Origin of the sequence: Mesorhizobium sp. M6A.T.Ce.TU.016.01.1.1 (genome assembly GCF_003997065.1) — a bacterium.
GTDB classification, from domain to species: Bacteria; Pseudomonadota; Alphaproteobacteria; order Rhizobiales; family Rhizobiaceae; genus Mesorhizobium; species Mesorhizobium mediterraneum.
Genome location: NZ_RZTJ01000004.1, coordinates 436,844 through 460,320, shown reverse-complemented (window position 1 = coordinate 460,320; position 23,477 = coordinate 436,844). Strand labels below are relative to the sequence as shown.

The following is a 23,477-nucleotide window of genomic DNA, read 5'->3' as shown; positions in this document are numbered from 1 at the left end:
CAACAGCTCGGCTTCGAAAGATGAGCACCAGAGAAATTGGGGCAATGGAAAAATATCTGGGGAGCTGCCGAAAATAAATCTGCTCAAATGGCCCCCAAAAAAAACGGAGATTGAAACCCTAGCGATGGCCTACTACCTTCCGTAAGGAACAACCTTTCCAGGAGGCCTCGTGTCCCCGCTTCAAGGCCTTAAAATGTTCTCTCATGCTTGGAACCAGATTGCTGCCGAGCTACTCCTCTCTGATCCGTGGAAGTTTGAGCACGGAGCACCGAAAGGTTTTCAGAAGGCGATTACCGATCTCGAGACCGGTGCAGCCTTCGCTGTTATGGCCACCATGGCGGAAGAGAGTGATGGGGTTCTGAGCCGAAGCGTCTTGTGGAAGGAATGGGCCGAGGCCGAGCTTGCCACTCACGCCATTTCGCTGGAGAAACTCAAGACGATCGAGTCGCTTAAGCAGATGGAAGCCTACGAGAAGACGGAGAAGCGCATCAAGGCAGAGATCGATGATTTTGCTAAACTATTTGCGCATTTCGGCCTGTTCACTGGACTCGCCGGGAATAAATATCGGATCGAAGCAGAAGGTCGGAAACGGCTTGCACAGCTAGCGGCTTAGGAGGTGGATATGTTGAAGAAGTGGGTTGTCGCGATTCTGCTCGTTATATCTGCTATGCAGATCGCATCCATTCCATTGAGCCCCCCCGCGCAGGCTATTCCGGCAGGCCTGGTCGACAAGGTTATCAAGTAGGTCGGGCTGATCGCGTGCGATCGGCCGGACGGAAGATCCATAGTGTAAGTGCCGAAAGGCGCTCCGGAGGAGCGCCAGAAACGTCACGTTCTCGCCCTCTGTGCTCGCCCCGGCTCGGCCATCGACGGCAGCCCAACTGATGAGTTTCGCCCCAGCCCATGAGGATGGGCGCTTCCGGATTTTTATGCTCTGTGGCGCCAGAACGCATCCGGATGGAGGGACGGCGGGCACCCTAGGACTTCCAAATTGGGGACGGAATCACCCATCGATCAAAGTCGGTTGGTTTCTGGGGTTTTGGTCCGGCGACGGATGACCGGTGGTGACGCAGCTGGTTTCGAGGCATACCAATCGGCGCAGAGCTTGCAGGTCAACCTGCGTGACACCTTGCTGCGAGAACAGATTGACGATTAGCACCACCTAGCTGGCTGATTGTCCGGACGAGAGTCCTGACGATCGATAGAAGACCCAAGCACCCGCCGGGTGGAGATCGTGTGACTCCATTTATCGGGGCGGGGCGGCAGATGGCTTTTCATCCTCTACGATCGCGAATCGAGTGGGATTAATCGGAGCTTCGATCAGATTTTGGAGTGGCGGCAGCTCTCACTCACGACGATCTGACATGTCGTGGACAGCTTTGAGATCCGGCTGCTCCCCACACATCGTTCCGTCGCCAGGCGCGATGGTCGTCATGGACGTTCGAGTGACCAGCCGTTCGATCTGGAGATCCCGACTCACTATGAATGTGGTGCTCGAATTCACCACTTGATGAGCACGTGGTCTCTCTCGACCGTGGTTGGCAATTCCGATCAGCTTCGATGAGGGACTGCTTCGGCGGGCCTCCGAGCTATCGGCATCTTCTAAGATTCGCCCGAATTGTCGGGAGTGGGGTGCAGGCACGGACTGCCTGCACACCGTTCAAAACCATCTCAATCCAGAAAGTCATTCCTTCACGGACTTCGCCTCGGTGCGCGTCATCATTCCTATCAGGGCGACCCGATCTTCTGCCGTCAGGGTTCCCAGGAGATCGTAGTCGAGCAGGCGCTCCGCCAAGGCGTTTCGGTAGGAAAGCATGCGGTGGAGTCGTTCCGGATAGTGGAATTGTCCGTCCAGGAACTCGCTAGCAAGCGGCATGTCCGAAATAATCGCGGGGTCGGTGCCGTCAGCCGGCAGGAGTTCTGCCGTAACGACCCCGCGCTTTTCATCAAACGAGAAAGACCAGCCGTCGCCGAACAGGGCCTCCAACTCCATGAAGCGTCGTTCATTCGGCTTGCTGGCGTAGTCCAGAGCCATATCGTAACCTTGCATAGAGTCGACGGCGGGATTGAAGGCGCCTCTCGGTAGAGCGGAATCCGGTCGAGGCGAGCGCAACGCGATCATCAGGACGTTCCGGCTCAGATACGGGTTGCGCGTGAGGAGTTGCCTGATTGCGGCGCGGTCGTCCTTCAGGTCGCCTTCCTTTCCATTGCGCACCGTGCCCAGCTTGGCCGCGACAACATCGGCTCCGATGTCTCCGTAGGTCATTGCATAGGAAGCGATTGACGCGTCAAGAACGAGCGAGATCTTGTCCAGCGCGCTACGGCCCTGTCTCTGGAGGTCGACGTTCTCAGAACCCAGCACCTGCTGGGCCTTTACAAAAGAATCATTGGAAAACAGGTCGAAGACGGGAGCAAGCGTCAGCAGCCAGTCGCTGATCAGCATGATGTGGTCCGTCACCATCGGGCTTTCGAGGAGGAGCTGGGCGTTATGTTCGGCGCCCTCTCCCGTGGAACACAGCAGTCGGCGGGTGTCGCTGTCCGTGAGAAAGCCTTTTTCACCGTTGCTGTTGCAGGCGGCAGGCTGCTGGTTTTCCGGAAGATTCTTTCTCAGGGCATTAAGGAGGGCAGCTTCGGCAGCCGTTCTCCGACGAAGCTCGACTGTTGTAGCGCTCGGGGCCACCAGACCCTGATAGACGAGCGGCAATGGTGTCCGCGAATTTGCCGCCTCCTCCTCGACCCAGTTTCTGACTGGGTCATAAACGTCTTTCTGGTAAAGCTCGAGCGACTTCTTTTCGTGATACTTCTCTGCCGCGCTACCTGTAAGGTCGGCATCGACCGTGATGTTGATTGCAGCAGCCAGAGAGAAGAAATTTCCGAACCAGTTCGTGGCGGTGATGCTGGCTGCGGTCGTCTTCGCCACGTTCAGGCAGTTCTTCAGCTCCTGTCCCGATGCCGAGATAAAGCGGTCGATCCCCGTCAGGCTCGTGAACTGCCCGTTGACAAAATCGAACATGGCCGGAGCATCAGTGAGTTCCTGGTAGGCAGAATGGCACTGCAGCCAGGGCCGCCACTCCTCCCGTTTCTGGGACAGAAGCACGGACTTCAACTCGAAGTCCATCCGATCGAGCTTCTCGTCCAAAGCCTGATAATAAGCCTCGAGCTGTTTTGACAGATCGGCAATCATCTGTAAGGTCTGTTTCTGGAGGCCGACAATCTCTTCGAGTTTCTTGTTGATCTTGGCGAACTCCTGCCCAAGATAGGCCATGAGTTGCGCATGTCGCTCGGCGGCCGGATCGGCGGTTCTGCCGCCGAAGACGCCGCTCACCGCCGAGATCGCCCCGAGGTAATCGCCGGAGGCGTAGGCAGCGAAGGCGCTGACGGCAGCATTGCCTATGCTCACCGCCTGGTCCAGGCCATCGATCTTCAGTCCAAGATTGTTCGCGATGGAAGCGACGTTGCTCACCGCAGCCAGTGTCACGCGCATGTCCCCGAGCGCCTCCTGGACTTTTGCCTCCGCCTTGAATTGCTCGATCAGCGCGTCCTTGGTCTTGGCCACTTCGCAGTCGGACCCGCCGTCTCCGCACCGGAACTGGTCTTCCTTGTAGCCGGCTTCGAGCAGGGCGGCCTTTTCGGCCGGGCTGGAATTGTCGAACATGAATTCGGCGATAAAGGCCCCCTGCTGCTCCTGCGCCTTCAGGCGGTCGTCGAGCCCCTTGACCGATTTGCCCAAATCGCCCATCGCGCCCTGCAGGGCACCAATCGCATCCTCGTGCGCCTTGAACGCCGTGGTCGTCTGGTCTTTAAATTTCTCGAGAGACTTGTTGACCGTTTCGATTCTACCCTTCGCCTCGTCGATCGCTTTTGCGTTGAACTCTATCTTGTCCAAGGCGACGAGGGTGGTGTTGCGCACGGCGTCGACGATCAGCGAGTCCGCGAGGGCCTTGCCGTCCTCGTCTACAGGAAACATCGATCTTAAGTCGCTGTAGAGTTCCGGCGACTCCGCCAGCTTCTCCTTAATCTCCTTGACGGGCAGATCTTTGAGCTGATCGTATTTTACGCCCCCCACCGTCTGAAGCTGGTCTCGCTTCGAAGCGAGCACGACGCGCAGGTCCTGCTTGAGCTTCTGCTCGGCATCCTCGAAATAGGCGTCGGTAGCGGCCTGCGCCGCTGCCTTGATGATGATGCCCCCCACTGGGCTGGCGCCAAACGCGACGCCTGCAGATACTGAGGCAACACCAAACTCGGCGGCCGATTTTTTCAAGCCGAGACTGCGCTCCCTGCGAGCGCGCTCCTCCTGATATCCTCCCATGACCTTCTGAAGCGCCGCCCGCTCGGCGGGCAGATTTGGGTCGGCGACAGCAGCATCAGGCGATGACTTGATGACGGTCTTGACCATGGTGAACGTCATTTTCGAGGAGGCTTCAATAAGGCTCTTCGTAAACTCGACCTTGTTCCCGGCGAAACAGGGCACAGCGCCCAAATACAGGGACGTAGTAAGCAAAACCACTCTGTGACCAGGGCGCACGGCCATTCCCCACTCAGACGCGATCTCTTATACTACGTTTTCGAAGTCCAAGCGAATTCCAACTACGCCGCGCGTGACGATCGTGGCCGAATTCCTGCAGGAACCGGAGAATTATGGAGAGGTTGTCGGGGGTTTGATGAAGAACAGGGAGAAGAAATGCGCACATTGGAACGGTTCTCGGAACCTTGTGCCAACAATCTCGAACGAAGGAGGAGAAGATGTCGCAGTGCTTTAGGCTGTTCGCGGGCTTGGTCGCGGCCACTTGCGTTTCAATTTCGACTTCGGCAATTGGTCGCGCTGAAGGCCGATTCATCTCGGAAGGGAAATTCAATGTTATCGGCCGCTTCGCGGGGGACGCTTACCGCGGACCACGCGTAGATCTCGACGCGGGCAAGGTAAGAAACTGTCCAAATCCAAAGTCGCCGTTGAGTTCATGCAGCCCGGCGAAGCCGAAATCACCTTACGATTTCATGTTCACGGTTATTGATACTGGGCAGATGTCGATTATAGCCTTACAGCCCTGGGTGGATGCTCGGATTGATGGAGAACTTACGGCCGTGAGGGCTGAGATAAAAGCTCTTGGAAAGAGGCTCGACGAAGCCGATGCTTCACAACAGAAGGCACTAAAGGATTTCGCCAAACAGGTGCTGGATCGATTCGCGCAAATGCCGTTGGAAACCGTGAAAGACAAGCGAGCCTATCCGCTACTTCGCGACCGCATCGTCGCCGACGTCCTTGCCGAGCTGGAAAAAAAGGGAAAATAGTCCGAGTCCGATTTCATCGGTTTACCCGGACGTGCGGTTGCGGCGTTTCGAGGTGGTGAGGTCCCGCTCAGCTCGCCTCCTGGTCCAGGCATGGGCATGGCTCGTGCGGCAGGCTGGCCACACCGCCGCTTGCGTCGCCGCAGACCTTCCGAAGGGCCTAGCCACGCCAGAACTGGTCGATCCGCAAGCTGCCACTCAATGTTCCAGGCCAGCTATGTCTCGCGGACCGGCGATCTGTTCGAGGCGCGCACGCCATCACCGAATAGCCGACATGAGCGCCGAGCATGCAGAAAGGCGGCGTATCACGGGGGTTAATCGCCCAGCCTCGCACCCTAGCCCTACACTTCTCGAGCGCTAGGTGCCTCCCTTCTCGATGAACCGGATTGTCGGGATTTTGCTTCTCTAAGTCACCTCGAACCGAGCAGGTCTGGTTCGAGCAAGCGGCGGGAGTGTCGGCTATGCGCATCTGTGATCTGGCCGATCGCCAAGTCGATCCGAAGCAGCACCGGAACCGGACATCGGCTCATCGCCATTCATGAGCGTGCTACTTGATTACTCCGTCAGTCCTCGCTCACGCATTCGGCGTCGCTTTTCATTTAGCCGCTTCATTAGCGATTGCTAAGGAAGCCGAAGTGCCCCGACTAGAGTATCATCGGCGGCACCGCGACGGCGCTCAAAGGTTTTACAGGCGCATTGATTTCATTGGGTAACCTCTGGTCGAAAAACGACCTGTTTTACAGCTAAGTCACTGAAATGTCGGCATTAAACCCAGCTTCCCAAGCTGAACGCGCGGGTTCGATTCCCGCTACCCGCTCCAGTCGTCTCTCTCAGCCCACCTCCCTCAAAATAAAGTCGTGCAGCATCTTGGCCGCGGGCGACAGCACGCGGTTTTTCACGGTGATCAGGCTGTAGGGCCTGACCTCGATGTCGAATTCGGTCTGAACGACGTCGATGGCGCCGGCCAGCCCCTCGGGGTTCTGGATGAATTTCGCCACCTGGATCGACACCGGCGCGATGGCGTCCGACTGCGCGACCATGACCAAGGTGAGCAGCAGCGAACTGGTGTTGAGGATGCGGTCCGGCAGCGCGATGTTGCGGTTCAGGAAATTGCTTTCCATCGCCTGGCGCAGCGGCGAGCCGCCCGACTGGAAAACCCAGTCGTAGGCGGCGGTCTCCTCCAGCCGCACCGCCTTGCCCTTGGCGAGCGGGTGGCCGCGGCGCACGATCAGGCAGGCTTTTTCGACACCGATGACGCGGGCCTCGAACAGCCGTGGATTGAGGTCGTCGGGGATGCGCGCGATGATGAAATCGTGACGCGTGGCGATCAGCTCGCGCGCCAGCACATTGGAGGTCTCGACCTGCATGGTGATCTCGATACGCGGATAGATGCGCCGGATTTCGCGGATCGCCGGCACGGCGAGCTCGATCGCAGGGGCCGTCACCGCTCCCAGGAACACCGAGCCGCCTTTGCCCGCCTTGAGCTCGGATATCTCGCGGTCGACTTCACGCATCTCGAGCAGGATCGAGCGCGCGCGCCTCGCCAATGCCTTGCCATAGGGCGTCAGCGTGATGCCGCGCGGCAGCCTTTCGCACAGCTTGACGTCGAGCACTGCCTCCATCTCGGCGATCATCCGTGAGGCGGCGGGCTGCGAAATGTTCATGACCTGGGCTGCCGCGCTGACCCGGCCATGGTCGTCGAGGGCTGCGATCATGCGCATGTGGCGCAGACTGAGGCCGCTGCGCAGCAGGACCTCTCCGTCGCCGGGGGGTTCTTCGTAACTGGCTGAAAGTCCGTCAGGATTCCGCAGCGCCGCCATCGTCTTTTTCCCCGCTCGTGTTCGGCCGGCAATCCGGCCAGCTCTTCGTCGGCTTTCAATATATCAGTTTCGGTATAGCAACCATCAAAGATCGCATTTGACAGTTATGGCAAAGAGCCACACCCTTTGCGCGTCCTGAAGCTTGACCGTCGCCAGCGAGAAAAATCGCATCGACTGGAACCAGAGTCTCAGGGCCGATTGGGAGGATACCGGAGATCGATATGACGGCAGCGGCGCGTTTGGCGCTCCTGCACGATCGCGCGGCCCACGAAACCCAGGGTGCGCGTCCATCAAACAGGGAGAGTTAATGTGAAGATCATCAAGACACTGGCCGCCGTCGCGGCCCTTGGCATCGCGGCCATGACGGTCCCGGCGCAGGCAGGCGAAGGCCTCGTCGGCGTGCTGATGCCCACCAAGACCTCGCAGCGCTGGATCAACGACGGCGACGCCGTCAAGTCCCAGCTCGAGGCTCTGGGCTACACTGTCGACCTGCAATATGCGCAGGACGACATCCCCAATCAGCTCAGCCAGCTGGAAAACGAAATCACCAAAGGCCCGAAGGCGCTGATCATCGCCTCGATCGACGGCACCACGATGTCGGACGCGCTGCAGAAGGCGGCCGATGCCGGCGTCGTCGTCGTCGCCTATGACCGCCTGATCAAGAAGACCGCGAATGTCGACTACTACACCACATTCGACAATTTCGGCGTCGGCGTCATCCAGGCCAAATCGCTGCTCAAGGGCCTCGGCTATCCCGAAAACAAGGGTCCGTTCAACGTCGAGCTGTTCGGCGGTTCGCCGGACGACAACAACGCCTTCTTCTTCTACAACGGCGCCATGTCGGTGCTGCAGCCGCTGATCGACGACAAGACCCTCGTCGTGAAGTCCGGCCAGATGGGCATGGACAAGGTCGGCACGCTGCGCTGGCTGGCAGCGACCGCCCAGGCCCGCATGGACAATCTGCTCTCCGCCAACTACTCGGATGGCAGCCGCGTCGATGGCGTGCTCTCGCCGTATGACGGCCTGTCGCGCGGCATCATCGCCTCGCTGCGCGCCGTTGGTTACGGCACGGCCGACCAGCCCTGGCCAATCGTCACCGGCCAGGACGCCGAGACCGCTTCGGTCAAGGCGATCATCGCCGGCGAGCAGTACTCGACCGTGTTCAAGGATACCCGCGAACTCGCCAAGGCGACGGTCGAGCTCGTCGACAAGGTGCTCTCGGGCGGCAAGCCGGAAGGCCTCGACACCACGACCTACAACAACGACGTCAAGGTCGTCCCCTCGATCCTGCTGACGCCGCATGAGGTCGACAAGTCGAACTACCAGGCCCTCGTGGTCGACTCCGGCTACATCAAGGCCGAAGAGCTGAAGTAACCGCAGTTGCAAAGTCTGGGGTCCTGCGCAACGCAGGGCCCCTTTTCGTTAACCAGCGAGGCCGGTATGTTTGCCGATCTCGGAGGAGCTTAATTCCTGATGACCTCGACGATTTTGGAGATGCGTGACATCACCAAGACGTTTCCCGGCGTCAAGGCGCTGTCGAATGTCAACCTCAGCGTTGAGGAAGGCGAGATCCATGCCGTGGTCGGCGAGAACGGCGCCGGCAAATCGACGCTGATGAAGGTGCTTTCGGGCGTGTACCCATCCGGCACCTATGACGGCGAAATCATCTATCGCGGCGATGAGTGCCATTTCAAAGGCATCCACGACAGCGAGCGCCGCGGCATCGTCATCATCCACCAAGAACTCGCGCTGGTGCCGATGCTGTCGATCGCCGAAAACATCTTTCTCGGCAACGAGCAGGCCAGATTCGGCATCATCGACTGGAACGCCAACGAGACGCGCACCGGCGCTCTGCTCAAGAAGGTAGGCCTCAAGGAAGACCCAAAGACGCTGATTACCAATATCGGCGTCGGCAAGCAGCAGCTGGTCGAGATCGCCAAGGCGCTCAGCAAGGAAGTGAAGCTGCTCATTCTCGACGAGCCGACGGCATCGCTCAGCGAAAAGGACAGCCAGGCGCTGCTCGATCTGCTCCTCGAATTCAAGCGGCAAGGCATCACCTCGATCCTGATCTCGCACAAGCTCAACGAGATCAATCGGGTCGCCGACAAGGTCACGATCATCCGCGACGGGCGCACCATCGAGACGCTGCCCAAGAAAGACATCTCGGAAGACCGCATCATCACCTCGATGGTCGGCCGTTCGCTGGACGACCGGTTCCCGCCGCGAGAGCCAGAGATTGGCGAGACCGTGCTCGAGGTGAAGAACTGGTCGGTCTATCACCCGATCCATGCCGAGCGGCAGGTGATCAAGGGCATCGATATCAACGTCCGCAAGGGCGAGGTGGTGGGTATCGCCGGGCTGATGGGTGCTGGACGCACCGAATTCGCGATGAGCCTGTTCGGCCGCTCCTATGGCCGCCGCATCACGGGCGAAGTGCTGCTCAAGGGCAAGCCCATCGATGTCTCCTCTGTCAGCAAGGCGGTGGAACATGGCATTGCTTACGTCACCGAGGATCGCAAGACCTACGGTCTCAACCTAATCGATCATATCAAGCACAACATCACGCTGGCCAATCTTCCCGGCGTGTCGCGCCATAGCGTGATCGACGATATGCGCGAGCTTGCGGTAGCCAACGACTACAAGGCCAAGACCAACATCCGCTCGTCCAGCGTCTATCAGATGACCGGCAACCTGTCGGGCGGCAATCAACAGAAGGTGGTGCTGTCGAAGTGGCTGTTCGCCAATCCGGAAGTGCTGATCCTCGACGAGCCGACGCGCGGCATCGACGTTGGCGCCAAGTATGAAATCTATACGATCATCGCGCGTCTCGCCTCGGAGGGTAAGGCGATCATCGTCATCTCGTCGGAAATGCCCGAACTGCTCGGCATCACCGACCGCATCTATGTCATGAACGAAGGGCGTATCGTCGGCGAAATGGCGGCGAGCGATGCCAGCCAGGAAAAGATCATGCGCGCCATCGTTCGCGGAGAAGGAAAAGCATCATGAGCACCGAAAGCGCTCCCGTGCCGAAAAGCGGCGTCGCCGAAGATGTGCAGCAGGGGCCGCGCGTTGCCGTCTCGGCGCTGGTCACCAACCTGCGCGAATACGGCCTGATCCTGGCGCTGATCCTCATCATGGTGTTCTTCCAGTTCACGACGTCCGGAACGCTGTTCAAACCGGTGAACCTGAGTAACCTGGTGCAGCAGAACAGCTTCATCATCGTGATGGCGCTGGGCATGCTGCTGGTGATCGTCTCCGGCCATATCGATCTCAGCGTCGGCTCCGTCGCCGGTTTCATCGGCGCGCTGGCAGCGATGATGATGGTCATCTGGCCTCTCGGCCCTTTCAGCAATCCGCTGGTGGTGTCGATCATCTGCCTGATCGTCGGTGGCGCAATCGGCGCGGCACAAGGCTACTGGATTGCCTATCACCGAATACCAAGCTTCATCGTCACCCTGGCGGGGATGCTGATCTTCCGCGGCATCTGCCAGGCGCTGCTGGGTGGCGGGTCTTCCGTGGGGCCGCTTCCGGTCGGCTTCAAGGCGCTAAGTTCCGGCTTCATTCCGGACGTGATCGGCTCGTTGACGCTGATCCCGCCGGTCGTGAACGCCGCTGGCAAGACCATCGTCGGCAGCGGGCTGACGCTGCACATGACGACGATCGTGATCGGCCTCGTCGCTGTGCTCGCCTATGCCTATCTCGGGCTCAGGGCGCGGCGCAGCCGAGAGCGGCATGGCTATGAAGCCGAACCCTTCCCGCTGTTTGTCGTCAAGACACTGGTGATCAGCGCCCTGACGCTGTTCCTGGTCTACCAATTCGCCACCTACAGAGGTCTGCCAATCGTTCTCGTGGTGATGGGCGTGCTGATCGCGCTGTTCGTCTTCGTCACCAAACGCATGACGGTCGGCCGTCGTATCTACGCAATGGGCGGCAATGCCAAGGCGGCGCAGCTATCGGGTATCAAGACCGAGCGGCTGACCCTGATGGTGTTCATCAATATGGGCGTGCTCTCGGCGCTCGGCGGGCTGATCATTGCGGCGCGCCTTGGCCAGGCGGTGCCGGCGGCGGGCCTCGGCAGCGAGCTCGACGTGATCGCCGCCGTGTTCATCGGCGGCGCTTCGGCGATGGGCGGCGTCGGCCAGGTTATTGGCGCGGTGGTCGGCGGCTTCATCATGGGCGTGATGAACAACGGCATGTCGATCATGGGCGTCAATGTCGATTGGCAACAGGTGGTGAAAGGCCTGGTGCTGCTCGGCGCCGTGGTCTTCGACGTCTACAACAAGAACAAGGCTTGAGCCGGGAGAAACCTGGCCGGACGAGGAAACCATACGGGTCACATCGCGGCTGCCGGCAAGAGGCCGGTGCGAAGAAGTCTCCTGAGAGACCAGGCCAGCGAGCGCAATCCGGACGAAGAATTTCACCCGTGGCACGGATTGGTCCCGAGCCGCGCAGGTCAGGGTTTGCCAGATGGGCGGCCGGGCCAAGACAATAGAGAGGGCACATCATGCTGATTTCCCAGATCCTCGACGACGCGGAGACCATCCGCGTTGTTGCCCGCAACGGCGGCAAGACCAGGATCATCAACGGCGCCCGCAGCGTCTATTCGCTGGCGATGGAGGCCGCGCGCACCGGCACCGGGCTCGCCGCCCTCATCGAGCGCAAGGGGTTCGGTGAAGCGGTCGACCTCGATGCCGCCTACAAGAAGGGACGGCTGTTGTCGCCGATCAACCATCCGGATCCGGCGCATCTTCATCTCACCGGCACCGGGCTGACGCATCTCGGCTCCGCCGCGACCCGCGATGCCATGCACAAGAAGCTCAGCACCGGCGGCGAAGAGCAGCTCACCGATTCCATGAAGATGTTCCGCATGGGGTTGGAGGGCGGCAAGCCGACCAACGGCCAGACGGGCGTGCAGCCGGAATGGTTCTACAAGGGCAACGGCACCATGGCGGTGGCGCCCGGTGCGGCACTTCTGTCGCCCGCCTTCGCCCAGGATGCCGGCGAGGAGCCGGAAATCGCCGGCATTTATGTCATCGGCGACGACGGTGCCCCGTTCCGCGTCGGCTTCACGCTGTCAAACGAGTTTTCCGACCACGTCACCGAGCGTGTGAACTATCTTTTCCTCGCGCATTCCAAGCTGCGCAACGCCTCGTTCGGGCCGGAGATCCTGATCGGCGACCTGCCGTCCGACATCAGGGGTTCCTCACGCATTGTCCGCGACGGCAAGCTGCTGTGGGAAAAGCCGTTCCTGTCAGGCGAGGCGAACATGTCGCACACCATCGCCAACCTCGAACATCACCACTTCAAATATTCGGCTTTCCGCCAGCCGGGCGACGTTCATGTGCACATGTTCGGCACCGCGACGCTGTCCTTCGCCGACGGCGTCAGGACCGAGGCCGGCGACGTGTTCGAGATCGAGGCCAAGGATTTTGGCCTGCCGCTGCGCAACCCGCTTGAAATCGAGCAGCCGGTGAAGGTGTCGGTGAAGGCGCTGTAGCGGGATCTCCCCCCTTGAGGGGGAGATGTCGCCGAAGGCGACAGAGGGGGTCGTCTCGCGTAGAGCGCCAGCCCCCTGCGTCTGCGATAAAGAGCCGAGCCCGGCCGGACCGACCCCCTCTGGCCTGCCGGCCATCTCCCCCTCAAGGGGGGAGATTGGCAGTTCCTACCTCAGTAAATATCGAAGTCGAAATATTTGGCCTGGATCTTCTTGTAGGTGCCGTCGGCGACGATTGCATCGATCGCGGCGTTGAGCTTTTCGCGCAACGCATTGTCTTCCTGGCGCACGGCGATGCCCGCTTCCGTCTCAGTGCCCTTGACGTCGCCGACCATCTTGCAGCAGCCGTCGCTCGACTTCTTCATCCAGTCCATCAGCACGAACTTGTCTGAAAGGACGGCATCGAGGCGGCCGTTCATCAGGTCGGTAACCGCCTCCTCCTGGGTCGGATAGAGCTTCGCCTCGGCACCGGCCTTGCCATAGACATCCTGGGCATAGTCGGCCTGGGTGGTCGAAGCCTGGGCGCCGACCGTCTTGCCGGCGAGTGCGGCGGGTTCGGTCGAGGCAATATCGCTGTCTTTCAAGGCCACCAGCGAAAGCGGCGTCGTATAGTATTTGTTGGTGAAGGAGACCTGCTTCTTGCGCTCTTCGGTGATGCTCATGGACGCGACGATGGCGTCGAACTTTCTGGCCTGGAGCGCCGGAATCATGCCGTCCCAGTCCTGCGTGACAAGTTCGCATTCGACCTTCATCTGAGCGCAAAGCGCCTCGGCGATGTCGATATCGAAGCCGACGAGCTTGCCATCCGCGGTGATGGTGTTGAACGGCGGATAGGCGCCTTCGGTGGCGATCTTCAATTTTTCCTGTGCTTGCGCCGAAAAGGACCCGGCTGATATCACCAGCATGGCGGCTGTTGCTGCCGATGCGATCCATCTTGAAATCTGCATTTTTTTGTTCCCTTGGTTCAGAGCCACCCTGACGGCTGGGCACAGCCAAGCACGACGCGCAGGGTTCAGGCAAGCGCGGTCTGATCGTGATAGGCGATCAGCGCGCGGCGCGGAAATGCTTGGACAGTTTCAGGCCCTGTGCCTGATAGTTCGAGCCGAGATCTGTGCCGTAGAGCGACTGCGGCCGCTTCAGCATGTGCTCGTAGACCAGCCGTCCGACGATCTGACCGTGGTCGAGGATGAACGGCACTTCGTGGCTGCGCACTTCGAGCACCGCCCTGCTGCCGGTGCCGCCGGCCGCCGAATGGCCAAAGCCCGGATCGAAGAAACCGGCATAGTGGACACGGAATTCGCCGACCAGCGGATCGAAGGGCGTCATCTCGGCGGCGTAGAGCGGCGGCACATGCACCGCCTCCTGGCTGACGAGGATATAGAATTCGTCCGGATCGAGCACCAATTCGCCGGCACCGCTCTTGTAGAGCGGCTCCCAGAAGTCGACAACATCCTGTGCGGCGCGCTTGTCGACATCGACCAGGCCGGTGTGGTGCTTGCCGCGGTAACCGACCAGGCCATCCTTATCGCCATCGAGATCGATCGACAGCGCGATGCCGCCGCCGGAAATGTTCGGTGGCTCGGTGGCGACGAGCGTCTCGGCGCGGTGCAAGTCGTTGAGCTCGCTTTCAGACAAAAGCGCATTGCCGGTGCGGAACCTGATCTGCGACAGCCGCGAGCCGGTGCGGACGACGATCGGAAAGGTGCGCGGGCTGACTTCCAGATAGAGCGGGCCGTTGTAACCGGCAGCGATCTTGTCGAACTCGTGGCCGCGATCGGTCATCACGCGGGTGAAGATGTCGAGCCGTCCGGTCGAGCTCTTCGGGTTGGCCGAGGCCGAAATGTTTGCCGGAAGCGCCAGGCTCTCCAGCAGCGGCACGATATAGACGCAGCCCGTCTCCAGCACCGCGCCGTCGGCGAGATTGATTTCGTGCAGCTTCAGGCGGTCGAGTTTTTCGTCGACCCTATGGTTCGGGCCGGGCAGGAAGGAGGCGCGCACCCGCCAGGCCTTGTCGCCAAGCCTGAGGTCGAGACTGGCCGGCTGTATCTGGTCGGCATCGAGCGCGCGTAGCGACGTCAGCGCGCCCGACTGGAACAGCGCGGAAATATCCTGATCGGGAAGAATGCCTGTCTGCCGCAAAGTCTGGCTCCGCTCGAAGGCCGGGCAACGTATCGTTTGCCGCAGGTTCTTGCCGCGGAACCTGCTGGTACAAACCTCTTAATCATGCCGGCAATTGACGCAAGCGCGGCGCGGGTCTAAAGGGTCGTTATCCCGTGGTGATTTGGCCGGTCGGCTTGCAGCCACGTTAAACAAGTCGCTAAAGGACCGTCGGGCCGCAAGGCCGTATGGACCGGTTGCGACTTTCGCGACCGGTTTTTTTGTGTCTGGAACAAAAGTGATGACAAGCAAGAAGCGCAACTGGAAACCTCAGACAGCACTCGTGCATAGCGGGACCTTGCGTTCCGGCTTCGGCGAGACCTCCGAGGCGATGTACCTCACCCAGGGCTATGTCTACGACACCGCGCAGGCGGCGGAAGCGCGCTTCAAGGGCGAGGAACCGGGCTTCATCTATTCGCGCTATGCCAACCCGACGGTCGACATGTTCGAGAAGCGCATGTGCGCACTGGAAGGTGCCGAAGATGCACGCGCCACAGCATCCGGCATGGCGGCGGTCACCGCAGCACTTTTGTGCAGCGCCAAGGCCGGCGATCATATCGTGGCGGCGCGCGCGCTGTTTGGCTCCTGCCGCTGGGTGGTCGAGACGCTGGCGCCGAAATACGGCATCGAGGCGACGCTGGTCGACGGCACCGAAATCGCCAATTGGGAAAAGGCGGTCAGGCCGAACACCAAGCTGTTCTTTCTTGAAAGCCCAACCAATCCGACGCTGGAAGTCGTCGACATCGCAGCCGTTGCCTCGCTTGCCAATTCGATCGGCGCGCGGCTGATCGTCGACAATGTCTTTGCCACGCCGTTGCAGCAGAAGCCCTTGCAGCTCGGCGCCCATATCGTCGTCTATTCGGCGACCAAGCACATCGACGGCCAGGGCCGCTGCCTCGGCGGCGTCATCCTGTCGGACAAGAAGTGGATCGATGAGAACCTGCACGACTATTTCCGCCACACCGGTCCGAGCCTGTCGCCCTTCAACGCCTGGACGCTGCTGAAGGGCCTGGAAACGCTGCCGTTGCGCGTGCGCCAGCAGACGGAAAGTGCCGGCCGGATCGCAGATTTCCTTGCCGAGCGATCAGAGATTGCCCGTGTCATCTATCCGGGCCGCACCGACCACCCGCAGGCGGCGATCGTCAAAAAGCAGATGTCGGGCGGCTCGACGCTGATCTGCCTCGACGTCAAGGGCGGCAAGCAGGCGGCCTTCGCCTTCCAGAACGCGCTCGATATCGTGCTGATCTCCAACAATCTCGGCGACGCCAAGAGCCTGATCACTCACCCGGCGACGACGACGCACAAGAATCTGAGCGACGAGGCGCGCGCCGAACTCGGCATCGGGCCAGGCACGCTCAGGCTGTCTGTCGGCCTGGAGGACGCCGACGACCTGCTCGAAGACATCGAGCAGGCATTGAAAGCCGCCAGATAGGGATACGCACTGGAGCGGCTTTGCTCGCATCGTCAAAAGCAGGCGCTGTCAGGCGCCCGACGGGGTCTCTTCCAATTCCGCAGCGGCGCTGGTGTGGATGGTCATCGTGTTGCCGCGCCAGTCGACGGCACCGCTGAGCCAGCCTCGCGCCCAAATGGCGGGAAGCATCACGTCCCGCGCAACCATCGCCGGGATCATGCGCAGCGACAGGTGCCAGTCCTTAGCCGAGGCGAGAGCGCATTCCGGCAAATACGCGACTACCAGCACGGCGATGGCGGTTGCCGACAGGCTGAAGCCGGCGCTGGCCGCCGCAATCAGCGCAAGCGCCAGCGGCATCGCCGCGCCGATCAGTATCTCGGGCGCGAAGAACAGGGGGAAGGTGACGCGGCGCAGGCGTGCCCAGCGGGCCTGGCGCGACCAGATTTCGCCGAGAGTTCGCAAACCGAGCGGCTGCTCAAAGGGCGAGGCGACGAGATTGACGCGCAGTCCGAGCCCGTTGACCAGCTTGGTCGCGGCGGCGTCCTCGGCGATCTCGGCGGCAAGCGCACGGATGCCGCCATTGGCGTCGAGCATGGGCTTGTCCCACAACATGCTCTTGCCCTGGGCAAAACCGAGGCCGATCGCCTCGCCGGCATATTGCCAGCGCGCCTGTAGCGTGTTGAGGAATGCGCATTCGACCTCCGCCCAGAACCCGTCCGGCCGCGAGCCGATCGGCGTCGAGCAGACAAGGCCGGTGTCGGGCCGCCACGTCGCCATCAGATGCTGGACATAGTCCCTTGGCATCAGGACGTTGGAATCGGCAAGGATGACCCAGCGGTGGCGCGCGGCCTCCCAGCCCTTCACACAATTGTTGAGTTTCGGATTGCCGCTGATGCGGTCGTCGCCGACGAGCAGCCGGGCCGGCACGGCCGGAAAGCGGGCGATCGCATCGGTGATCGGCCTGACCACCGGGTCGTCGGCATGGGCGACGCAGAAGATGAGCTCATAGCGCGGCCAGTCGAGCGAGAAGACGCGCTCGAGCGTTTCCTCGGCAAACGGCTCGACGCCGCGCGACGGCACGACGATCGACACCGCAGGCGCCTTGCCGGCTGGCGGCGCGATCCTGCCAGGCCGCTTCAGCTTCAACGAAGCGAGCAGGATGCTGGCGAGATTGACAAGGAGCAGAGCTGTGGAAAGCAAGGCGGCTGTGACTGTCAGTTCCATCGATATCTGGTCACTCCAGAAAAACCGGCCGCATGGAAGCCGTTTTCAACAGTTCGACAGAATGCTGAGTCGCCCGGCCCTGCACACCATCATTGTCATGTGTCACTTAAATGACATTGTTCTTCGGCAGCTGCGCTCAAAGGAGTCGGACAACGCCAGAAAGCACCCGGTTGACCAAACCACGGAGAGCGTCGAAAGTTCCGTCTACATATTGTGGAGTAGTCTATGTACAGCGCCGTTACGCGCAACATCGAAGTACAGGTCAGGCCGTTCTATCTGGAGGATCGCTCCGATCCGTCGGAGAACCGCTATGTCTGGGGCTACCAGGTTACCATCGACAATCAGTCGGATGAATTCGTGCAGCTTCTGTCACGCTACTGGCACATCACCGACGGCACCGGCCGGGTCGAGGAAGTGCGCGGCGCCGGTGTTGTCGGCGACCAGCCCGAACTCAACCCCGGCGACAGTTATCAATATACATCCGGCTGCCCGCTCTCGACGCCGTCCGGCATCATGGTCGGCCACTACACGATGCGCAACAAGCGGGGCGAGACGTTTGATATCGCCATCCCCGCCTTTTCGCTCGACTTGCCGGGCACACGGCGGACGGTGAACTGAGAGAGAAAGCATCGGCCGTTCGCGCCGCCCCTCATCCGCCTGCCGGCACCCTCTCCCCGTAAAGGACGGGGAGAAGGGACAAGCTCCAGCGCCCCCTCTCCCCGTCCTTATGGGGAGAGGGTGAGGGGCAGCGCCAACGCTATCCACTTTACTGTGCCGAGCCGAACTCCGCCGGATCGAAGTCATATTGCTTCGAGCAGAATTCGCAGGCGACGTGAATGCCGCCATCCTCGGTGCTGTCCCTGATCTCGTCGGCGGAGAAGCCTTCGAGGATGCCGCGGATCTTCTCCTTGGAACATGAGCACTGGTCGGCGACCGGCACGCCGCCGAAGACATGGACGCCGTGCTCGTGGAACAGCCGGTAAAGCAAGCGCTCGGCGCCGATCGTCGGATCGATCAACTCCGTCGGCTCGATCGTTCCAAGCAACGCCAGCAGTTCCTGCCAGGAATTGTCGGCCGGATCGTGGATCTCCTCACGCGGATCGCCGTCGCCGCCCGGAAGGTCGGGCACGCGCATGCGTTCGGGCGATTGCGGCAGGAATTGCGCCAGAATGCCACCGGCACGCCATTGCTCGCGGGCACCGCCAACGCCGGGCGTCAACAGCTTGGCCACCGAGAGCCTGAGATCGGTCGGGATCTGCTCCGACTGACGGAAATAGGTGCGCGCGGCCTCCTCCAGCGTCTCGCCGTCGAGCTGGACGATGCCCTGATAGCGTTGCGTGTGGGCGCCCTGGTCGATGGTCAGGGCCAGGACACCGCTGCCGAGCAGCGTCTGCTGCGAGGTCTCGCCGGCAGACGTCAGCGCTTCCAGCCGGTCGGCATCAAAGCGCGCATAGGCGCGCAGAGCCTGCGGCGTGGAAAAATCCGCAACCAGCATGTCGACCGGCCCGTCGGTGCGGGTCTGCAGGATGAACTTGCCCTCGAATTTGAGCGAGGTGCCGAGCAGCACCGTCAGCACGCAGGCTTCCGCCAGCAGGCGGGCGACCGGCTCGGGATAGTCATGACGGCTGAGGATCGCGTCGAGCATCGGCCCGAGCTGGACGGTGCGGCCACGCACGTCGAGCGGGCCGACCTCGAAGGGCACGACATGATCGTCGCCGGCATAGCCGAACTCGCCGAGTTTGGGTTGATGTTCAGCCAATTGATGAGTTTCCAACATAACAAAGCTCCGGGGCGCGGCCATGCCGCCCTCCGGGGCGCATGCGTCGAAACGCGCTCGATTTGCGTGATGCGCCTGAGATAGGCACCACACATTGCCGGATCAAGGTGGGCCGGATCAAGGTGGGCCGGATCAAGGTGGGCCGGATCAAGGTGGGCCGGATCAAGGTGGCCCGGATCAAGGTGGCCCGGATCAAGCGCCGAGGCACCAGGCCAGAACCGCCTTCTGGGCGTGGAGCCGGTTCTCGGCCTCGTCGAACACCACCGAATGCGGCCCGTCGATGACCTCGTCGGTGACCTCCTCGCCGCGATGCGCCGGCAGGCAGTGCATGAACAATGCGTCGGGCTTTGCCTTCGCCATCAGCGCCGCGTTGACCTGATAGGGTGAGAAGACATTGTGGCCGCGGGCACGGTGCTCCTGGCCCATCGACACCCAGCAGTCGGTGACGACGCAGTCGGCCTCGTGGACCGCCTCCTCGGGCGAGCGGGTGAAATTCAACTTGCCGCCATGCGCCGTCGACCAGTCGACATGCTTCTGCGCCGGCTCGCTGCCTTCCGGCACGGCAACGTTGAGGTTGAAGCGGAACCGCGCCGAGGCTTCCAGAAGCGAATGCAGCACGTTGTTGCCGTCTCCGGTCCACGCGATGGTCTTGCCGGCGACCGGACCGCGATGTTCCTCGAAGGTCATGATGTCGGCCATCAGCTGGCAGGGATGGGTATCGTCGGTCAGCCCGTTGATGACGGGAACGGTGGCGTTCTCGGTCAGCTCCAGCAGCCGGTCATGCGATGTGGTGCGGATCATGATCGCATCGACATAGCGCGACAGCACCTTGGCCGTGTCGGCGATGGTTTCGGAGCGGCCGAGCTGCATCTCGGTGCCGGTCAGCATGATGGTCTCGCCGCCGAGCTGGCGCATGCCGACGTCGAAGGAGACGCGCGTGCGCGTCGACGGCTTGTCGAAGATCATCGCCAGCACCTTGCCTTCGAGCGGTTTCGTCCGCTCGCCGGCCTTGAGCCTTGCCTTTCGCACGACGGCATCGTCCAGCATGAAGCGCAGATCGCCCTCAGAAACGGCGGAAAGATCGGTGAAATGGCGAAGGCTCATTTGGGGTCTTTCGACTGTTACTTCGCGGCAGCCGCGGCGATGGCGTCGGCCAGGCCCCGGGCGCCGGCGCGGATGCGGTCGAGCGCCTCGTGGATCTCGGCATCGGTGACGGTGAGCGGCGGCAGCAGGCGAAGGACGTTGTCGCCGGCCGGAACCGCCAGCAGATGCTGGTCGCGCAACGCCATGTTCACCTTGGTGTTGGGTGCGGCGCATTTCAAGCCGAGCATCAGGCCGGTGCCTCTGATGTCTTCGATGATATCAGGAAATTCGTCGGCGACACTCGCCAGCCCCTGCTTCAGCAGCAACGCCTTGCGCTGGACATCCTCCAGGAAGCCGTCTTCCAGCACCACGTCGAGCACGGCGTTGCCGACCGCCATCGCCAGCGGGTTGCCGCCGAAAGTGGTGCCGTGCACGCCGGCCGTCATGCCGACGGCCGCCTCGTCGGTGGCGAGGCAGGCGCCCATCGGGAAGCCGCCGCCGATGCCCTTGGCGACCGCCATGATGTCGGGCGTGACGCCAGCCCATTCATGCGCGAACAGCTTACCGGTGCGGCCGATGCCGCACTGGACCTCGTCGAAGATCAGGAGCAGGCCATGCTGCTCGCAGAGCTGCCTCAGCCGTTTCAGCGACTGCGTCGGCACCGGGCGGATGCCACCCTCGCCCTGCACCGGCTCGATCAGGATCGCGGCGGTCTCTGATGTGATCGCCTTTTCGGCGGCGTCGATGTCGTCGAAGCCGACCTGGTCGAAGCCTTCGACCTTGGGTCCGAAACCTTCCAAGTATTTATACTGGCCGCCGGCGGCGATGGTCGCCAGCGTGCGGCCATGAAAGGCGCCTTCGAAGGTGATGATGCGAAAGCGCTCGGGATGGCCCTTGACGAAGTGGTAGCGCCGAGCCGTCTTGATGGCGCATTCCAGCGCCTCGGCGCCGGAATTGGTGAAGAACACCTTGTCGGCGAAGGTGGCGTCGGCCAACCGCTCGCCCAGACGGCTCTGCCCCGGAATCTCGTAGAGGTTGGAGACATGCCAGACCTTAGCCGCCTGCTCGGTGAGTGCCGAGACCAGATGCGGATGGCTGTGCCCAAGCGAATTCACGGCGACGCCGCCGCCAAAATCGAGATATCGCTCGCCCTTGTCGGTGACCAGCCAAGTGCCTTCCCCATGGTCGAAGGCCAGGGGTGCGCGGGTAAAGGTCTCGAAAAGCGCCGAACCGCTCATTATATGCGTCTCCGGTACCGGAAAATCAAAAAAGCCGCCAAAGCGGCGGCCTTTGCGGCTTATCGTGTTTTTCGGCCATGAAGTCAACGAAAACGTCGCGCAATGACGCGCGGCAAGCCCTCCAGCGAGGCGCCGGCTCATAAGCGACCGGGCAAGTTGGGGAAAACCGAAAAAACCGATTCGTGTTGGCCCTCGGACTCTTGTCACCGAGTCAGCGCATAAGGTAATTGTAGTCGAGAAATAACTAGATTTCGTGCGGCGGACCTAATCACCCGATATATGTGGTGTCTGCCCGGCGAAAGCCGGATCGTGGAAGGATTCCGATCGCCGCACATTTCAGCAGGAGCGCGGTCTCATGAATTGGACTGACGAGCGGGTCGAACTTCTTAGAAAATTGTGGTCGGAGGGACTGAGCGCCAGCCAGATCGCCGCACAGCTCGGGGGTGTCAGCCGCAATGCTGTCATCGGCAAGGTGCATCGGCTGAAACTGTCGGGCCGCGGACGCTCGACCGCCACGCCGGCACGCCAGAAGAAGAGCGTGCAGGGATCAACCGTCCAGAAATCGGTGTCGCGGGCGGCAAGCACAGCGCGGCATATCACCACGTCGATCGGCGCGACCGCGCTGCAGGCGCAATTCGACGCCGTACCGATGACGCGTCATTACGTCCGTCCGGTCGAGAACGTCGTTGTGCCGATCTCGCGGCATCTGCAACTCGTCGAGTTGACCGAGCGGACATGCAAATGGCCGAATGGCGATCCGCTTTCGGAAGAATTCCATTTCTGCGGCAACGACGCGGCCGAAACCGGACCCTATTGCAAGTATCACTCCCGCATAGCGTTCCAGCCGGCCTCGGAGCGGCGCCGCAGTCGCTGAGCGAATAGCGAATAGCGAATAGAAACGGATTGAGCCTCCGCGAGGAAGCAGCTTCATTTTCACCTATTCGCTACTCGCTATTTCCTATTCGCTCTCTTTCACAGCCAGCCGCTCTTGCGGAAGCGCCAGTAGAGAACCGAGCAGACCAAAACAATCGCTCCCAGCACGATCGGATAGCCATATTCCATCCTCAGTTCCGGCATGTCGTTGAAATTCATGCCGTAGATGCCGGCGAGCGCCGTCGGCACCGCCAGGATGGCAGCCCATGAGGCAAGCTTCTTGGTGATCGCCGTTTCCTGGCTCTGACCAACCAGAAGGCTCGCCTCGAAGGCAAAGGCGAGAACCTCCCGCAAGCTGTCGATCTTCTCCTGGACGGTGCGGATGTGGTCCGTGACGTCGCGGAACAGCGGGTGCATGGCCGCATGGATCTGCGGCAGGTCGGCGCTGGTCAGCCGGCGGCAGACTTCCACCAGCGGCAGTGCCGCATTGCGCAGGCGCAACAGGTCGCGGCGCAGCATGTAAAGCCGTTCTATGTCGGAGCCGGCCATAGGTTTCAGCAGAACCTTGTCCTCGATCGCCTCGACCTCATCCTCGATCTGCTCGAGCACCGGCATGTAGTTATCGACGATGAAATCGAGAATGGCATAGAGGACGAAATCCTCGCCCTTGGCCAGCGAATGCGGGCAGCTTTCCCAGTGCTGACGAACGGCGGCATAAGAGGTTGATGGACCGTGCCTGACGCTGACGATGTAGCCGGCACCGACGAACAGATGGGTTTCGCCGAAGGTGACGCGACCGTCGATCAATTGAGCCGTGCGGGCAACGATGAACAAGGCGTCGCCATATTGCTCGATCTTGGGCCGCTGATGCGGATGCTCCGCGTCCTCGATCGCCAGATCATGCAGATGGAATTGCGCCTGGACGCGAAGCAACAGGTTGCGGTCGGGCTCCAGCAGGCCGATCCAGACGACATGGCTTGGCTTCTTTGCCCATTCGCCAGCTTCCTCGATCGGAATGTCGGCGATACGCCGGCCGGCCGTGTAGACGCCGGAAGCGATAATGCTGGACGTCGGCGGCGCAGGCATGAACTCCCGAACATATTCCATTCGCAGC

The 23,477-nt window shown here is 61.3% G+C and carries 19 protein-coding genes and 1 riboswitch; of the genes, 10 read left to right on the top strand and 9 right to left on the bottom strand.

The features are described from left to right. Positions 1–169 precede the first annotated feature (169 nt). Positions 170–613: a hypothetical protein gene (locus EOC94_RS10890; protein WP_127290331.1), complete on the top strand. Its 444-nt coding sequence runs from the start codon at positions 170–172 to the stop codon at positions 611–613. A gap of 9 nt (positions 614–622) precedes the next feature. Then, positions 623–745 (top strand): hypothetical protein, encoded by a 123-nt coding sequence (locus tag EOC94_RS35060; RefSeq protein WP_281032966.1) that lies wholly within the window; start codon positions 623–625, stop codon positions 743–745. A 939-nt stretch (positions 746–1,684) separates the two neighbouring features. Here EOC94_RS35060 and EOC94_RS10885 read toward each other — a convergent pair. Further along, positions 1,685–4,396, bottom strand: coding sequence for a hypothetical protein (locus EOC94_RS10885; protein WP_210212073.1), 2,712 nt, complete (start codon positions 4,394–4,396; stop codon positions 1,685–1,687). A 347-nt stretch (positions 4,397–4,743) separates the two neighbouring features. On the opposite strand from EOC94_RS10885, the gene EOC94_RS10880 reads away from it, so the two are divergent. Then, positions 4,744–5,289 (top strand): hypothetical protein, encoded by a 546-nt coding sequence (locus tag EOC94_RS10880; RefSeq protein WP_127290327.1) that lies wholly within the window; start codon positions 4,744–4,746, stop codon positions 5,287–5,289. 827 nt (positions 5,290–6,116) lie between these two features. Here EOC94_RS10880 and EOC94_RS10875 read toward each other — a convergent pair. Next, positions 6,117–7,106 carry a LysR family transcriptional regulator gene (locus EOC94_RS10875; protein ID WP_127290325.1) on the bottom strand — a complete coding sequence of 330 codons (990 nt, stop codon included), beginning with the start codon at positions 7,104–7,106 and terminating at the stop codon, positions 6,117–6,119. Positions 7,107–7,415: 309 nt separating this feature from the next. On the opposite strand from EOC94_RS10875, the gene chvE reads away from it, so the two are divergent. The 4 genes from chvE (at position 7,416) to araD1 (ending at position 12,603) form a co-directional block, all read left to right on the top strand. Continuing rightward, a complete protein-coding gene (gene chvE / locus EOC94_RS10870; protein WP_095488013.1) occupies positions 7,416–8,480 on the top strand; it encodes a multiple monosaccharide ABC transporter substrate-binding protein in 1,065 nt (354 codons plus the stop codon). 99 nt (positions 8,481–8,579) lie between these two features. Beyond that, complete coding sequence (gene mmsA / locus EOC94_RS10865; protein ID WP_126103697.1) at positions 8,580–10,112, top strand: multiple monosaccharide ABC transporter ATP-binding protein; 1,533 nt, start codon at positions 8,580–8,582, stop codon at positions 10,110–10,112. Further along, positions 10,109–11,401 (top strand): multiple monosaccharide ABC transporter permease, encoded by a 1,293-nt coding sequence (gene mmsB / locus EOC94_RS10860; protein WP_095488009.1) that lies wholly within the window; start codon positions 10,109–10,111, stop codon positions 11,399–11,401. The genes mmsA and mmsB overlap by 4 nt, the downstream gene beginning before the upstream one ends. A gap of 209 nt (positions 11,402–11,610) precedes the next feature. Continuing rightward, positions 11,611–12,603, top strand: coding sequence for an AraD1 family protein (araD1, locus tag EOC94_RS10855; RefSeq protein WP_095488007.1), 993 nt, complete (start codon positions 11,611–11,613; stop codon positions 12,601–12,603). Positions 12,604–12,773: 170 nt separating this feature from the next. On the opposite strand, the gene EOC94_RS10850 is transcribed toward araD1, so the two are convergent. Next, positions 12,774–13,547 carry an ABC transporter substrate-binding protein gene (locus EOC94_RS10850; protein ID WP_095488005.1) on the bottom strand — a complete coding sequence of 258 codons (774 nt, stop codon included), beginning with the start codon at positions 13,545–13,547 and terminating at the stop codon, positions 12,774–12,776. A gap of 97 nt (positions 13,548–13,644) precedes the next feature. After that, a complete protein-coding gene (locus tag EOC94_RS10845; RefSeq protein WP_127290323.1) occupies positions 13,645–14,739 on the bottom strand; it encodes a 2'-deoxycytidine 5'-triphosphate deaminase in 1,095 nt (364 codons plus the stop codon). 124 nt (positions 14,740–14,863) lie between these two features. After that, positions 14,864–14,941: riboswitch (SAM riboswitch) on the top strand. Between the two features lie 57 nt (positions 14,942–14,998). On the opposite strand from EOC94_RS10845, the gene EOC94_RS10840 reads away from it, so the two are divergent. Continuing rightward, positions 14,999–16,189: an O-succinylhomoserine sulfhydrylase gene (locus tag EOC94_RS10840; protein ID WP_127290321.1), complete on the top strand. Its 1,191-nt coding sequence runs from the start codon at positions 14,999–15,001 to the stop codon at positions 16,187–16,189. A gap of 48 nt (positions 16,190–16,237) precedes the next feature. On the opposite strand, the gene EOC94_RS10835 is transcribed toward EOC94_RS10840, so the two are convergent. Continuing rightward, on the bottom strand, positions 16,238–17,392 hold the full coding sequence (locus tag EOC94_RS10835; RefSeq protein ID WP_127290319.1) for a ceramide glucosyltransferase: 1,155 nt from the start codon (positions 17,390–17,392) through the stop codon (positions 16,238–16,240). 225 nt (positions 17,393–17,617) lie between these two features. Here EOC94_RS10835 and apaG point away from each other — a divergent pair, with 225 nt between their 5' ends. Then, positions 17,618–18,010 (top strand): Co2+/Mg2+ efflux protein ApaG, encoded by a 393-nt coding sequence (gene apaG, locus EOC94_RS10830; RefSeq protein ID WP_095487997.1) that lies wholly within the window; start codon positions 17,618–17,620, stop codon positions 18,008–18,010. A 148-nt stretch (positions 18,011–18,158) separates the two neighbouring features. On the opposite strand, the gene EOC94_RS10825 is transcribed toward apaG, so the two are convergent. From EOC94_RS10825 to EOC94_RS10815, 3 genes are all read right to left on the bottom strand, one after another. Then, entirely contained in the window at positions 18,159–19,193 is a 1,035-nt protein-coding gene (locus EOC94_RS10825; protein ID WP_126103701.1) for an Hsp33 family molecular chaperone, read from the bottom strand. Between the two features lie 168 nt (positions 19,194–19,361). Beyond that, a complete protein-coding gene (gene argF, locus EOC94_RS10820) occupies positions 19,362–20,273 on the bottom strand; it encodes an ornithine carbamoyltransferase (RefSeq protein WP_095487993.1) in 912 nt (303 codons plus the stop codon). A 17-nt stretch (positions 20,274–20,290) separates the two neighbouring features. Then, entirely contained in the window at positions 20,291–21,490 is a 1,200-nt protein-coding gene (locus EOC94_RS10815; protein ID WP_126103702.1) for an aspartate aminotransferase family protein, read from the bottom strand. A 355-nt stretch (positions 21,491–21,845) separates the two neighbouring features. On the opposite strand from EOC94_RS10815, the gene EOC94_RS10810 reads away from it, so the two are divergent. After that, positions 21,846–22,364: a GcrA family cell cycle regulator gene (locus EOC94_RS10810; RefSeq protein WP_095487991.1), complete on the top strand. Its 519-nt coding sequence runs from the start codon at positions 21,846–21,848 to the stop codon at positions 22,362–22,364. A 98-nt stretch (positions 22,365–22,462) separates the two neighbouring features. Here EOC94_RS10810 and EOC94_RS10805 read toward each other — a convergent pair whose 3' ends face one another. After that, on the bottom strand, positions 22,463–23,470 hold the full coding sequence (locus tag EOC94_RS10805; protein WP_127290317.1) for a magnesium and cobalt transport protein CorA: 1,008 nt from the start codon (positions 23,468–23,470) through the stop codon (positions 22,463–22,465). Between the last annotated feature and the right edge of the window lie 7 nt (positions 23,471–23,477).

Excerpts from the sequence above, each read along its gene's own strand:
- mmsB (WP_095488009.1), top strand. The coding sequence starts at position 10,109 with ATGAGCACCGAAAGCGCTCCCGTGCCGAAAAGCGGCGTCGCCGAAGAT.
- EOC94_RS10875 (WP_127290325.1), bottom strand. The coding sequence starts at position 7,106 with ATGGCGGCGCTGCGGAATCCTGACGGACTTTCAGCCAGTTACGAAGAA.
- apaG (WP_095487997.1), top strand. The coding sequence starts at position 17,618 with ATGTACAGCGCCGTTACGCGCAACATCGAAGTACAGGTCAGGCCGTTC.
- mmsA (WP_126103697.1), top strand. The coding sequence starts at position 8,580 with ATGACCTCGACGATTTTGGAGATGCGTGACATCACCAAGACGTTTCCC.
- araD1 (WP_095488007.1), top strand. The coding sequence starts at position 11,611 with ATGCTGATTTCCCAGATCCTCGACGACGCGGAGACCATCCGCGTTGTT.
- EOC94_RS10815 (WP_126103702.1), bottom strand. The coding sequence starts at position 21,490 with ATGAGCGGTTCGGCGCTTTTCGAGACCTTTACCCGCGCACCCCTGGCC.
- EOC94_RS10825 (WP_126103701.1), bottom strand. The coding sequence starts at position 19,193 with ATGGCCGCGCCCCGGAGCTTTGTTATGTTGGAAACTCATCAATTGGCT.
- EOC94_RS10885 (WP_210212073.1), bottom strand. The coding sequence starts at position 4,396 with ATGGTCAAGACCGTCATCAAGTCATCGCCTGATGCTGCTGTCGCCGAC.
- EOC94_RS35060 (WP_281032966.1), top strand. The coding sequence starts at position 623 with ATGTTGAAGAAGTGGGTTGTCGCGATTCTGCTCGTTATATCTGCTATG.
- EOC94_RS10840 (WP_127290321.1), top strand. The coding sequence starts at position 14,999 with ATGACAAGCAAGAAGCGCAACTGGAAACCTCAGACAGCACTCGTGCAT.
- EOC94_RS10835 (WP_127290319.1), bottom strand. The coding sequence starts at position 17,392 with ATGGAACTGACAGTCACAGCCGCCTTGCTTTCCACAGCTCTGCTCCTT.
- argF (WP_095487993.1), bottom strand. The coding sequence starts at position 20,273 with ATGAGCCTTCGCCATTTCACCGATCTTTCCGCCGTTTCTGAGGGCGAT.
- EOC94_RS10850 (WP_095488005.1), bottom strand. The coding sequence starts at position 13,547 with ATGCAGATTTCAAGATGGATCGCATCGGCAGCAACAGCCGCCATGCTG.
- EOC94_RS10880 (WP_127290327.1), top strand. The coding sequence starts at position 4,744 with ATGTCGCAGTGCTTTAGGCTGTTCGCGGGCTTGGTCGCGGCCACTTGC.
- EOC94_RS10810 (WP_095487991.1), top strand. The coding sequence starts at position 21,846 with ATGAATTGGACTGACGAGCGGGTCGAACTTCTTAGAAAATTGTGGTCG.
- EOC94_RS10805 (WP_127290317.1), bottom strand. The coding sequence starts at position 23,470 with ATGGAATATGTTCGGGAGTTCATGCCTGCGCCGCCGACGTCCAGCATT.